Here is a 12,293-nt window from a genome sequence, read left to right as displayed (position 1 = left end):
AGGGTGCGGCTCGGCGGCGGTGCGGGGCGCGGCCGGGGAGTCCGCCACTGCACAGGCGCCGACCGGCACGGCGGCCGGTGCGGGCTCCGCGGCGGGGGCCTTCTTCTGGCGCGGCCGGAACCAGGCGCCGGTGGACTCCGACTCGGAGGTGGCCGGCGGGATCGGCGGGATCTGCCACTCCGGCGGCAGGTTCGGCGGGGAGACCTGGTGGCCGCCGTCGTCCATCACGCCGAGGACGGGCGAGGCCGGCGCGGAGCGGTGCCGCGGGTTGCCCGGGTCGGCGACGGCGGCCTGGGCGTCCTCGCCCGGGCCGTCCTCGTTCTTGACGGTGCTGCGGACGACGACCGGCGGGATCGGACGCGAGCCGGGGATGTTGATCCGGACCCGGGTGGTCAGGGTGGTCTCGGTCTTCGGACCGTCGTCCTCGCCGCCCGACGCGGTGCCCGGTCCGGTGCCGGCCGCGGCCCGGTCGACGCCGGGCCCCGGTGTGCCGTAGGGCGGGGTGCCCGACGGGTAGGCGTCCGGGCCCGTACGCCGGGGCGTCGGGTGGGCGTTGTCAGATTCGCGGCTGCTCAATGCTGCTCTGCTCCGGGTTCGCGGGCGGGCCGTGCGGCGCGACCGCGGTTCGTGGTCGCCGGGCCTTGGCTGGGGCGGGCGGCGGTCGGGTACGGCGTTCTGCGGGACCACCATACTGGGAAGAACTGAGCGGCGAACGGCTTCGGACAGATCCTGATACGTCCGGTTCCTCCGGTATGAGAGTAAGGCCGCGCGCTCCTGACTGCTCGTCGTACGCGGTACGGTACGCCGCGCACGACCCGAGTCAGCGCGGGGGGCCGGGCACCCCGGGGAACCAGCTGCCGCGGGTGGGCAGGGTGGCGCAGATCACGCCCAGCACCGAACCGGCGAACAGCCAGGCCAGCGAGGTGGCGTTGGACCACAGCACGTTGTCGCCCTCGGGCCGGGGCACGATCAGCAGCAGCATCGCCAGGAACCAGCCGGCCGCCGGCGCGGCCGCGCCGAGCCGGGTGCCGGTGACCCGCAGGCCGCCGTAGAAGGTGGCGGCCGTCGCGGCGAGCGCCAACAGGACCCCCACCGGCGGCCACAGGGCCTGCACAAAGGATCCGCAGACCGACACCACGGCGCCCAGCAGGAAGAACAGCACGTAGGCCGCGATCCGGGCCGGGCGCGGGGGCTGGGACTCGGCCAGCCGCTCCTCGCGGGTGCCGAGGAGGACGGCGGCGACCGGGCGGCGGGCCGGCCCGGGGGCGGGCTTGCTCATCGGGTGCCCTCCTCGGCGTGCGCGTCGGCGGGCAGGAGGCCGGCGAACAGGTCGTCCTCCGGCTCGCCCGGCCCGGCCTGGCCGCGCACCAACTGGTAGTACTCGGTGGCGAACAGCGGCTGGGCCAGGCCGTTGGAGAGCGCGAAGAAGTCGCCGTCCACGGTGATCTGGGTGGCGTGGGCGGCCATCGCGGCGGCCTTGCGACCCGCGTGCGCGGCGCCGTCCAGCACGGTGGTGACCACCCCCTCGTCGACCACGCCGGGGACGTCGGCGGGCCGGGCGACGCCCGGGAAGGACGCCTTGACGGCGGCCTCGGCGAGCCCGGCCTCGATCACCGGGCGGGGCATCCGGTTCCAGTACACCTTGGCGATCCGCCAGGCCGGGCCCAGCTCCGGCCGGTGCGCCGGGTCGGCGGCCAGCTCGTACGCGCGCATCGCGACCCGGTGGGCCTGGATGTGGTCCGGGTGCCCGTAGCCGCCGTCCGGGTCGTAGGTGACCAGCACCTGGGGGCGCGTCTCGCGGATCACCGCGACCAGGTGTCCGGCCGCCTCGTCGACGTCCGCCCGCCAGAAGCAGCCGGGCGCGTCGTTCTCGGGCACGCCCATCATCCCGGAGTCGCGGTAGCGCCCCGGACCGCCGAGGAAGCGGAAGTCGGTCACGCCGAGGGCGCCCATCGCCCCGGTCAGCTCGCCGATCCGGTACGCGCCGAGGGCGTCCTCCCGATCGGCCGTCAGGTGGGCCAGCTCCGGGGGGATCACCTCGCCGCCCTCGCCGAGGGTGCAGGTCACCAGCGTGACCCGGGCGCCCTCGGCGGCGTACCGGGCCATGGTGGCGCCGTTGCCGATCGACTCGTCGTCGGGGTGCGCGTGCACCAGGAGGAGGCGGCGGCCGGTAGTCGCGGTCATGGGAGGAAGCCTAGGGCCTGCCGCCGGACTCCCGTCGTCCGCTCCTCCGGGCGGACGTCAGAGCCTCAGGCCGTTGATCATTCCGGCGAGGTTGCTGGTGACCTGGCTGATCGACGGGGCGATCGAGCTGGAGGCCAGGTAGAAGCCGAGCAGCGCGCAGACGATCGCGTGCGCCAGCTTCAGGCCGGACCGGCGGATCAGGATCACCACGATGACCAGCATCAGCACGGCGGCGGAGATGTTCATGGCCATGTCGGCTCACACCCCTTCTCGGGCACGCCGCCTCCGGGGAGGGCGGCGAGGGACGGTGCGGGACTGGGGGCTGCGGGGGACCGCGGGTCCGGGACGGCGCCGGGCGGCCACTCGCGCGACAAGTCATACCCGATGGGTAAGGGTGTCATTACCCTCGGTGAGTCCACGCACGCCGGGGCATCGTGGCATCTGAGGGGCGCATGGGCCGGTCGGAGGCGGTTTGGACCCCTTTGGGGCGTACTTGGTGACGATGCTCCGAACGAGTGATCAGCGTGCGCCCGGCGTCACTGGTCCGGCGTCATAGGGTCTGGTGCCATGACCTCCCACACCTCTGCCGACACCTTCCCCCGGCAGTACGCGCGGACCCTGCGCTACACCGTCGGTGCGCCCCGCTCCTTCTCCGTCGCGCCGGACGGCTCGCGGGTCGTCTTCCTCCGCTCGCGATCCGGGCACGACCGGGCCAACCTGCTCTGGACCCTCGACACCGCCACCGGCGAGGAGCGGATCGCCGCCGACCCGGCCGTGCTGCTCGGCGGCGGCGAGGAGGACCTCTCGCCGGCCGAGAAGGCCCGCCGCGAGCGCAGCCGCGAGGGCTCGGCCGGCATCGTCGGCTACGCCCTGGACGCGGCCGGCGGGCTGGCGGTCTTCGCCCTCTCCGGCCGGCTGTTCACCGCCGACCTGGCCACCGGCGCCACCGCCGAACTGCCCGCCGAGGGGCCGCTGCTGGACCCGCGCCCGTCCCCCGACGGCACCCACGTCGCGTACGCCAACACCGTCGGCGAGCTCCGGCTGACCCGCACCGACGGCAGCGGCGACCGGGTGCTCGCCGAGCCGGACGGCCCGAACGTCACCTGGGGCCAGGCCGAGTTCATCGCCCAGGAGGAGATGGACCGCGACCGCGGCTTCTGGTGGTCCCCGGCGGGCGACCGGCTGCTGGTCGAGCGCGCCGACGACAGCCCGGTGCGCCGCTGGTGGATCGCCGACCCGGCGAACCCGGACCGCGAGCCCGCCGAGGTCGCCTACCCGGCGGCCGGCGGCGCCAACGCCGAGGTCGGGCTCTGGCTGCTCGACCTGCACGGCGGGCGCACCGAGGTGGTCTGGGACCGCGAGACCCACCCGTACCTCGGCCGGGTGCACTGGTCGAAGGGCGGCGTGCCGCTGCTCCTGGTCCAGACCCGCGACCAGCGCGGCCAGCGGATCCTCGGCCTGGACGTCAACACCGGCGCCACCGAGGTGCTGCACGAGGAGAAGGACAGCGTCTGGCTGGAGCTGTTCGGCGGCGTACCGGCCTGGACCCCGGACGGCAAGCTGGTCCGGATCTCCGACATCGAGGAGGTGCGCGAAGCGCCTCAGAAGGGTGGCGGCGGGCGACGGGAGGGCGGGGTGCGGGCGCTGGTGATCGGCGACCGCGCCGTGACCGGGGCCGACCTGCACGTCCGCTCGGTCGTCGCCGTCACCGAGCAGGAGGTGTTCTTCAGCGCCGCCGGCGGCGCCGAGGAGACCGACCCCGAGCCGGGCTGGATCGGCGTCGGCCGGATCAGCCACGACGGCACCCGGCTGGCCTGGGAGTCCGCCAACGGGCGCCCGTTCACCTCCGTCACCAGCGCGGTGCACGGCGGCGGGGTCACCGTCCGGGCCACCGCCGAGCCCGACCTGCCCGGCACCCTGGTGCAGGTCGCCCGGGACCTGCCCGAGGGCCTGGCGGTCGACGACGTCGCCACCATCGCCTCGTACGCCGAGGCCCCGGTCATCACCGCCCGCCCGGTCTTCCGCTTCGCCGGCGAGCGCCGCATCCCGGCCGCCGTCTTCCTGCCCACCGGCTACGACCGCGAGCGGGACGGCCTGCTGCCCGTCCTGATGGACCCGTACGGCGGCCCGCACGGCCAGCGCGTGCTCCAGGCGCACAACCCGCACCTCAACTCGCAGTGGTTCGCCGACCAGGGCTTCGCGGTGGTCGTCGCCGACGGGCGCGGCACCCCAGGGCGCGGCCCGGCCTGGGAGAAGTCGATCGCCTTCGACTTCGCCGGGGCCACCCTGGACGACCAGGTGGAGGCGCTGCGGGCGCTCGCCGGGGAGTTCCCGCTGGACCTCGACCGGGTCGCCATCCGCGGCTGGTCGTACGGCGGCTACCTCGCGGCGCTCGCCGTGCTGCGCCGCCCGGACGTCTTCCACGCGGCGGTGGCCGGGGCGCCGGTCACCGACTGGGAGCTGTACGACACCCACTACACCGAGCGGTACCTGGGCGACCCGGCCGAGCGGCCCGAGGTGTACGCCGCCAACTCGCTGAGCGGGTACGCGGCCGGGCTGGAGCGCCCGTTGATGATCATCCACGGGCTGGCGGACGACAACGTGGTGGCCGCGCACACCCTGCGGCTGTCCTCGGCGCTGCTCGCCGCGGGCCGCCCGCACACCGTGCTGCCGCTGTCCGGCGTCACCCACATGACCCCGCAGGAGGAGGTCGCGGAGAACCTGCTGCTGCTCCAGGTCGACTTCGTGAAGCGCTCGCTGGGCCTGTGAAACCCGTCTGACCAGTGCTTTCGGCGGCCGGTGCCCCTGACGGGGGTACCGGCCGCCGGCATGACATCCGTCATGCCGAAGGCACGACGGCGGACACTGCCGCCCCCACCCGCCCGCGCGGGACTCTGAGGTGGTGCGAACAGCACCCGGCCGTGACACCACGGGCGTGACACCACCAGGGAAGAGGACAGCGGCGATGAGTACCGAGGTGGCCGCCTTCCGCGGCGTCGGCAAGAGCTACGGGCGGGTGCGCGCCGTGGACGGACTGGACCTCGTGCTGCGGCCGGGCGAGACCGTCGCCCTGCTCGGGCCGAACGGCGCCGGGAAGTCCACCAGCCTGGACCTGCTGCTCGGCCTGCGCGAGCCCGACCGGGGCAGCGTGACCCTGTTCGGCGGCACCCCGCGGGCGGCGATCGCGGCCGGCCGGGTCGGCGCGATGCTGCAGAGCGGCGGACTGATGACGGACGTCAAGGTGCGCGAGCTGGTGCAGCTCGCCTGCGACGTGCACCCGCGCGGCCGGTCGGCCACGGAGGTGCTGACCGACGCCGGGATCGCCGAGCTGGCGGAACGGCGGGTCGACAAGCTGTCCGGCGGCCAGGAGCAGCGGGTCCGCTTCGCCCTGGCCATCGCCGGCGACAACGACCTGATCGTGCTGGACGAGCCCACCACCGGCATGGACGTCAGCGTGCGGCAGTCGTTCTGGGCGAGCATGCGCGCCCAGGCCGACGCCGGGCGCACGGTGCTGTTCGCCACCCACTACCTGGAGGAGGCCGACTCGATCGCCGACCGCGTGCTGGTGCTCTACCGCGGCCGGCTGATCGCCGACGGCAGCTCGGCGGAGATCAAGGCGCGGGCCGGCGCCCGCCGGATCGCCTTCGAACTCCACGACGCGGACGGCGGGTTCGAGGAGTCCGTGCTGCGCACCCTGCCCGGGGTGCAGGCGCTGGACGTCACCGCGCGGGTCCCGGGGGTGCGCACGGTGCGGATCCGGACCGCGGACGCCGACGCCAGCGTGGCCGGGATCTACCGGGCGGGGCTGTACCCGCGCGGACTGGAGGTCGCCGGCGTGGGTCTGGAGCAGGCCTTCCTGACCATCACCGGGGAGTTCGACCGCGAGGGCGGCACCGAGGGCGCCGACGACGCGGCCGCCGAGAAGGAGAGCGTGCGATGACCACCCTGATCCGGCTGGAGATCCTGCGGACCCTGCGCAACCGGCGCTACCTGCTCTTCACCATCGCCTACCCGGCGCTGATGTACTTCTTCTTCATCAACGCCTACGGCTCCACCCAGCTCGCCGGCGGACTGCCGGTGAAGACCTACTTCATGGTCTCGATGGCCACCTTCGGCGCGGTCGGCGCGGTGCTGACCGGCAGCGCGCAGCGGATCTCGCTGGAGCGCAAGAGCGGCTGGGTGCGCCAGCTGCGGCTGACCGCGCTGCCCGGCCGGGCGTACACCCTCGGCAAGATCGCGGCGACCGCGGTCACCACCCTGCCGGCGATCCTGGTGGTCTTCGCGGTCGGCGCGAGCCAGGGCGTCTCGCTCACGGCGGCGCAGTGGGCCGGCCTGACGGCCGCGCTCTGGCTGGGCAGCTTCGTGTTCGCCGCGCTCGGGGTGGCGCTCGGGTACGCGGCGGCACCGGACGCGGTGCAGCCGATCGTGATGATCACCTACATGGCGATGGCCCTGCTCGGCGGCACCTGGTTCCCGGTGAGCGGCTCGTTGGAGAAGTTCGCCCGGTTCAACCCGGTGTACCTGTACAACCAGCTGGCGACCTTCACCCGGCCCGGGCACTCCCTGGACGTCGTCGCGGTCGCCGGGCTGGCCGGCTTCCTGGTGGTGTTCGCCGCCGCCGCGGCGGCGCTGTACCGCCGCGACACCCGCCAGGCATGATGACCGACATGAACGACGCGCGCCAGGCCCACCGTCCCGAGGAACCCCCGGGGGCGGGCGTGGCGCGCGCGTCCTTCATGAACGTGCCCGGCTCCCCGGTGGAGAGCAGGCGGCAGCTGCTGGTCAAGGTCGCCTGGATGCTGCTGTGGATGCTCTACCTGGCCTACCCGGCGGGCGACCTGCTGAACGGCGGCCACAGCACGGCCGGGACGGTGTTCGGCTGGTGCTGCCTGGCCGGGTTCATGGCCGCCTACGTGCTGCTGGTGATCTTCCGCTCGCAGGCCGGGATGCGGCCGCGGGCCTGCCTGGCGATCGTCACGACCATGGTCGGGCTCGCCGTCGCCGCCTCGGTCGTCCTCGGTCCCGCCTTCCTGACGCTGTTCATCTACGCCTCGGTGTGCGTCGCGATCATCGTTCCGGCCCGGTACGCGCTGCGCGGGCTGGTCGCCATGGGGGTGCTCACCGCGGCGGTCGGGGTGGGCATCGGCGCCGGCATCGACAACGTCTCCACCTTCGCGCTCAGCGCCTTCCTCTCCGGCGTCGCGATGACCGGACTGCAGCGGCTGGTCGCCGCCATGAAGGAGCTGCGCGAGGCCCGGGCCGCCGTCGCGCACCTGGCCGCCTCCGAGGAGCGGCTGCGGCTGGCCCGCGACCTGCACGACCTGCTCGGGCACTCGCTGTCGCTGATCACCCTGAAGAGCGAGCTGGCCGGGCGGTTCATGGACGCCGGCAAGGACGAGGCGGCGCGGGCACAGGTCGCCGACATCGAGCAGGTCGCCCGGCAGTCGCTGATCGACGTCCGGGAGGCGGTGACCGGCTTCCGCCGCCCGACCCTGCCGGTCGAACTGGCCGCCGCCCGCACCGCGCTGGCCGCCGCGCAGATCCGGCTGGAGGCCGCGCCCGAACTGGCGGACGCCTGGCCGACGCTGGCCGAGGAGGAGACCGGGGCGCTGGCCTGGGCGCTGCGCGAGGCCGTGACCAACGTCGTGCGGCACGGCGAGGGCGCCACCGTCTGCACGGTGACGGCGGACGAGAGCTGGGAGGCGAGCGGCGAGCGCTACGCCGTCCTGGAGGTCGCCGACGACGGGCGCGGGCCGGGCAAGTCCCAGCCGGGCAACGGCCTGTCCGGGCTCGAGGAGCGGCTGGCGCTGGTCGGCGGGCGGCTGGAGACCGGGCCGGGGGAGCGCGGCCGGGGCTTCCGGCTGCGGGCCTCGGTGCCGCTGCGGCCGGCGGCCGCGCCGGCTCCGGCTCCGGTCCCCGAGTCGCGTTAGCCCCGCAATCCGCGTTCAGGCCCCCGCGCCCTGCGGCCGAGGCCTCAGCCGGACGGCAGTTCCAGCACGAAGCGGGCGCCGCGCGGGGCGTGGGCGACCCGCAGGGTGCCGCCGTGCCGGGTGGCGATGTCCGCCGCGATGGCCAGGCCCAGGCCGCTGCCACCGGCGTCCCGGCTGCGGGCCTCGTCGAGCCGGGTGAACGGCTCGAAGATCCGCTCGTGGTCCTCCGGCGGCACGCCCGGGCCGTCGTCCCGGACCTCCAGGACGCAGGCGCGCGCGGTCTGCCGTACGGACAGCACCACCTCGGCGGACGCGTGCCGCCGGGCGTTGTCCAGCAGGTTGCGCACCAGCCGGTGCAGCCGGATGCGGCTGCCGCGCACCAGCACCGCCTCGCCCGCCTCCACCCGCAGGGCGATCCCGGCGCCGAGCGCCGGGCGGTACTGGTCGGCGAGCTCGCGCAGCACGGCGGACAGGTCGACGGGGGCGAACTGGCCGGCCGCCGCCGGGTGCGAGCCCCGGGCCAGGAACAGCAGGTCCTCGGTGAGCTGCTGGAGGCGTTCGACCGAGGTGAGCGCCTCCCTGGTCGCGGCCGGCCAGTCGGTGCGTTCGGGGTGCGCCAGCGAGACCTCCAGATTGGTGCGCAGCGCGGCGATCGGGCTGCGCAGCTCGTGCGAGGCGTCCGCGACGAAGCGCTGCTGCTGCACGGCCGAGCGCTCCAGCCGGTCCAGGGTGGCGTTGGTGGTCCGGGCCATCCGGGTCAGCTCGTCGCCGGCGGGCGGCACCGGGACGCGGCGGTCCAGCCGGTGCTCGCCGATCTCGGCCAGCTCGGCGCGGATCGCCTCCACCGGGCGCAGCGCCCGGCTGGTCGCCGCCCAGGCGATCACCGCGACCAGCAGCGCGGCGACCGGCACGCCCAGCCACAGCACCGGGTCGATGGTGCGCAGCGAGGCCTCGGCGGAGAACGGGGTGGCCAGCACGTACACCGTGAACGGGCCGACCATCGGCTTGGTCCGGTCCCCGTCCTCGCGCAGCAGGGGGCTCCAGCTGCCCATCGCGGTGAAGGCGCGCCCCGAGTAGCGGTTGGCCGCGGCGGTGTCCGCGGGGGCGATGGCGATCCGCTGGACCGACTGCCAGTTGTCGGGCGCCAGGTGCGGGACGGCCGCCGGCGGGGGACCGACCACGTGCTGGGTGGTCAGCGTCCCGCCCATGACCAGCACGCGGCCGTCGCCGTCCAGCACCACGTACGGCACCGTCCAGGCGTCCACCAGCTGCCGGCCGTACTTGAAGCCGTTGCTGATCTCGCGGGACTGCGACCCGGCCTCCGCGCGGGCGGCCTCCAGCTGGGTCTCGTACAGGTGGTCGCGCAGCCACCAGGCGCCGCCGCCGAGCAGCAGCAGCGCGGCCAGTCCGGCCGCCAGCGAGGTGCGCAGGCGGGTGGACAGCCGGTTCAGCACGACGCCGTCTCCAGCCGGTAGCCGGCGCCGCGCACCGTGGTGATCGAGTGGACGCCGAACGGGGTGTCCACCTTGCGGCGCAGCATGCTGACGTACACCTCGACGATGGACTCCTCGCCGTCGAAGGCGATGTCCCACACCTCGTCGACGATCCTCCGCTTGGACAGCACCTCGCCGGGGTGCTCGGCGAGGCAGCGCAGCACGGCGAACTCCCGCTCGGTGAGGGTGATCTCGGCGCCGCCCCGGCCGCAGCGGCGGCCCGCCGGGTCCAGCCAGAGGTCGCCGACCCGCAGCAGCGGGCCCGGCGTCCGGCTGCGGCGGATCAGGGCGCGCAGCCGGGCCAGGAACACCAGGTAGGAGAACGGTTTGGTGAGGTAGTCGTCGGCGCCGGTGTCCAGGCCCTCGGCCTCGTCGTACTCGCCGTCCTTGGCGGTCAGCATCAGGATCGGGGTGGTGACGCCGTCGGCGCGCAGCGCCTCGCACACCTTGTAGCCGTTCAGGCCGGGCAGCATGATGTCGAGCACGATCGCCCGGTAGGCGTGCCGCCGGGCCAGCCGCAGACCGGTGAGGCCGTCCGGGGCGAGGTCGACGGTGTAGCCCTCGGCCTCCAGGCCGCGCCGTACGGCCGCCGCGACCTGGGCGTCGTCCTCCACCATCAGAATCTCCATGCGGATCAGGATGCCACCGGCGCCGGATCCGTTCCTTAAGCCGTCTTCAGCTTCCTCAGCCCCGCTTCAGGGGCGTCGGCGCATGCTCTCGCCGTTCCCGCCGACCCGTCCGGGTCGGCGCTCGGCGTGGGAGGCGGCGGCGGATGACCGTTCTGGAGGGCCCCGCGGTGCCGGCCCGGCACCGCGGGCCGCGCCGCGCCCTGCCGCCCGGCCTGGTGATGGCGGCCGGGACGGTGGTCTCCCGGGCCACCGGGTTCGTCCGTTCCGCGCTGCTGGTGGCGGTGCTCGGCTCGGGGCCGCTCGCGGACGGCTACAACGTGGCCAACACGGTGCCCAACCTCCTGTTCGTGCTGCTGATCGGCGGCGCGCTGAACACCGCGCTGGTGCCCCACCTGGTGCGTACCGCGCGGGAGTCGGCGGACGGCGGGGCGGCGCACGTCGACCGGCTGGTGACGGTGCTGGTGGCCGCCCTGCTGGTGCTGACGGCGGTGGTGGTGCCGGGCGCGCCGTACGTGGTGCGGGCGTACACCTCGTACGGCGGCGGCCAGTTGGACCGGACGGTGCTGCTGGCGTACCTGTGCCTGCCGCAGGTGTTCTTCTACGGCCTGTTCACCGTGCTCGGGCAGCTCCTCAACGCCCGGCGGAGGTTCGCGCCGATGGCGTGGGCGCCGGTGCTCAACAACCTGGTGGTGATCGGGGTGTTCGCCCGGTACCTCGGCCGGCGCTCCTTCGACGACGGCGACCTGCTGGTCCTCGGGGCCGGGACGACGGCCGGCGTGGTGGCGCAGGCCCTGGTGCTGCTGCCCTGCCTGCGCGCCGCCGGGGTGCGGCTGCGCCCGCGCTGGGACTGGCGGCGGGCGGGGCTCGGCGAGCCGCTGCGGGCCGCCGGATGGACGCTGCTGCTGGTGCTCACGGACCAGGCCGGGTACTGGGTGGTGACCAGGCTGTCGACCTCGGTGGGCGAGCGGGCCGCCGCGGCCGGGCTGCCGGGCGTCGGGTACACCGCCTACAGCAGCGCCTACCTGCTGTGGATCGTGCCGCACGGGGTGGTCACGGTGTCGCTGGTGACGGCGGCGGTGCCCGCGCTCAGCGCGGCCGCCGACGCCCCGCGGGCCGTGCGCGCGCTGCTCGCCCGTACCCTCCGCACCGTCGCGGTGGTCACCGTCCCGGCGGCCTGCGGGTTCGCGGTCCTCGCGCCGCAGCTGTGCGCGCTCGCCTTCGGGCACGGGAGCACCGGTTCCGCCGACGTGCGGGCCATCGCCGGGATGCTGACCGCCTTCGCGCCCGGCCTGGTCCTGTACTCCGCCGGCTACGCGCTGACCCGCGTCTTCTACGCGCTGGGCGACAGCCGTACGCCGTTCCTGCTCAACCTGCTGCCGGTCGCCGCCACGGCGCTGGGGGCGCTGCTCTGCCACCGGCTGCTGCCGCTGCGCTGGGCCGTCACCGGGATGGCCGGCTGCTACGGGGGATCGTTCCTGCTGACCGTCCTGGCAGCCGCCGTGCTGCTGCGCCGGCGCCTCGGCCCGCTGCGGGTCCTGGGCGACCACGTGGTGCTGCTGTTCGCCGCTCTCCCGGCGGCCGGCGCCGCCTGGTGGACGGCCCGGTACGGCCTGCTGCCGGCCGCCGCCGTCCTCGCCGCCGGGTACCTCCTGCTCGCCCGCCTCCTCCGGATCGAAGAACTGTCCGTCCTCACCGCACGATTGGGCCGCCGCTGATGACTCTCCTGCCCGCCTCGCTCCCCGCCGACGTCGCCCGCGTCCTCCACGTCCTCCTCCCCGAGGGCCACCCCCTGCGCGCCCAGGTCCCGGACCTGCGCGTGGAGTCCCGCTGCCGGTGCGGCTGCAGCACGGCGCTGTTCGCGGGCGTCGCGGACGGCGCCCGCTCGGAGGTGGTGGCCGAGGCGGCCATCGGCTCCGACGGCGAGATCCTCCTCTTCGCCGAGGACGGCCGGCTCTCCTGGCTGGAGGTCTGCTCCTGGAGCGACCCCAAGCTCACCCTCGCGGACGCGGCCCGCTTCCTCGACGGGGAACCCGGGCGGCCGCGGTAGCGTCCTTCCG

Annotated in this window: 11 protein-coding genes and 1 pseudogene; 6 read left to right on the top strand and 6 right to left on the bottom strand. The window is 75.0% G+C overall.

Annotated features, from left to right (window positions below; all coding sequences use genetic code 11):
• The 4 genes and pseudogenes from AB0E96_RS14670 to AB0E96_RS14655 all read right to left on the bottom strand — a co-directional run.
• A pseudogene (locus tag AB0E96_RS14670) lies at positions 1–576 on the bottom strand (hypothetical protein); the annotation flags it as partial.
• 244 nt (positions 577–820) lie between these two features.
• Positions 821–1,279 (bottom strand): DUF6113 family protein, encoded by a 459-nt coding sequence (locus tag AB0E96_RS14665; protein WP_359822948.1) that lies wholly within the window; start codon positions 1,277–1,279, stop codon positions 821–823.
• Positions 1,276–2,184, bottom strand: coding sequence for an N-acetyl-1-D-myo-inositol-2-amino-2-deoxy-alpha-D-glucopyranoside deacetylase (gene mshB / locus AB0E96_RS14660; RefSeq protein ID WP_359822946.1), 909 nt, complete (start codon positions 2,182–2,184; stop codon positions 1,276–1,278). The genes AB0E96_RS14665 and mshB overlap by 4 nt, the downstream gene beginning before the upstream one ends.
• Positions 2,185–2,241: 57 nt before the next feature.
• Positions 2,242–2,436, bottom strand: a complete 195-nt coding sequence (locus AB0E96_RS14655) for a DUF2304 family protein (protein WP_049658010.1) — start codon at positions 2,434–2,436, stop codon at positions 2,242–2,244.
• 315 nt (positions 2,437–2,751) lie between these two features.
• Between AB0E96_RS14655 and AB0E96_RS14650 the strand changes: the two genes are divergently transcribed.
• The 4 genes from AB0E96_RS14650 to AB0E96_RS14635 all read left to right on the top strand — a co-directional run bounded on the left by AB0E96_RS14650 (position 2,752) and on the right by AB0E96_RS14635 (position 8,114).
• A complete protein-coding gene (locus AB0E96_RS14650) occupies positions 2,752–4,953 on the top strand; it encodes a prolyl oligopeptidase family serine peptidase (RefSeq protein WP_359822943.1) in 2,202 nt (733 codons plus the stop codon).
• Positions 4,954–5,149: 196 nt separating this feature from the next.
• Positions 5,150–6,124, top strand: coding sequence for an ABC transporter ATP-binding protein (locus AB0E96_RS14645; protein WP_359822940.1), 975 nt, complete (start codon positions 5,150–5,152; stop codon positions 6,122–6,124).
• A complete protein-coding gene (locus AB0E96_RS14640; protein WP_359822938.1) occupies positions 6,121–6,843 on the top strand; it encodes an ABC transporter permease in 723 nt (240 codons plus the stop codon). Before AB0E96_RS14645 ends, AB0E96_RS14640 begins: the two co-directional genes overlap by 4 nt.
• Before the next feature lie 8 nt (positions 6,844–6,851).
• The gene (locus AB0E96_RS14635; RefSeq protein WP_359822936.1) at positions 6,852–8,114 is read left to right on the top strand and encodes a histidine kinase; all 1,263 of its coding nucleotides are present in this window, start codon (positions 6,852–6,854) and stop codon (positions 8,112–8,114) included.
• A 44-nt stretch (positions 8,115–8,158) separates the two neighbouring features.
• On the opposite strand, the gene AB0E96_RS14630 is transcribed toward AB0E96_RS14635, so the two are convergent.
• Positions 8,159–9,568: an ATP-binding protein gene (locus AB0E96_RS14630; protein ID WP_359822934.1), complete on the bottom strand. Its 1,410-nt coding sequence runs from the start codon at positions 9,566–9,568 to the stop codon at positions 8,159–8,161.
• A complete protein-coding gene (locus AB0E96_RS14625; RefSeq protein ID WP_359822932.1) occupies positions 9,562–10,236 on the bottom strand; it encodes a response regulator transcription factor in 675 nt (224 codons plus the stop codon). The genes AB0E96_RS14630 and AB0E96_RS14625 overlap by 7 nt, the downstream gene beginning before the upstream one ends.
• Before the next feature lie 143 nt (positions 10,237–10,379).
• On the opposite strand from AB0E96_RS14625, the gene murJ reads away from it, so the two are divergent.
• A complete protein-coding gene (gene murJ / locus AB0E96_RS14620) occupies positions 10,380–11,951 on the top strand; it encodes a murein biosynthesis integral membrane protein MurJ (RefSeq protein WP_359822929.1) in 1,572 nt (523 codons plus the stop codon).
• Entirely contained in the window at positions 11,951–12,283 is a 333-nt protein-coding gene (locus AB0E96_RS14615) for a hypothetical protein (protein WP_359822926.1), read from the top strand. The genes murJ and AB0E96_RS14615 overlap by 1 nt, the downstream gene beginning before the upstream one ends.
• The last annotated feature ends 10 nt before the right edge of the window (positions 12,284–12,293 follow it).

The sequence above is a fragment of the Kitasatospora sp. NPDC036755 genome (genome assembly GCF_040636595.1).
Classification (GTDB): Bacteria; Actinomycetota; Actinomycetes; order Streptomycetales; family Streptomycetaceae; genus Kitasatospora.
Note: the sequence above shows the minus strand (reverse complement) of the source record. Positions and strands in the feature narration are given on the sequence as shown.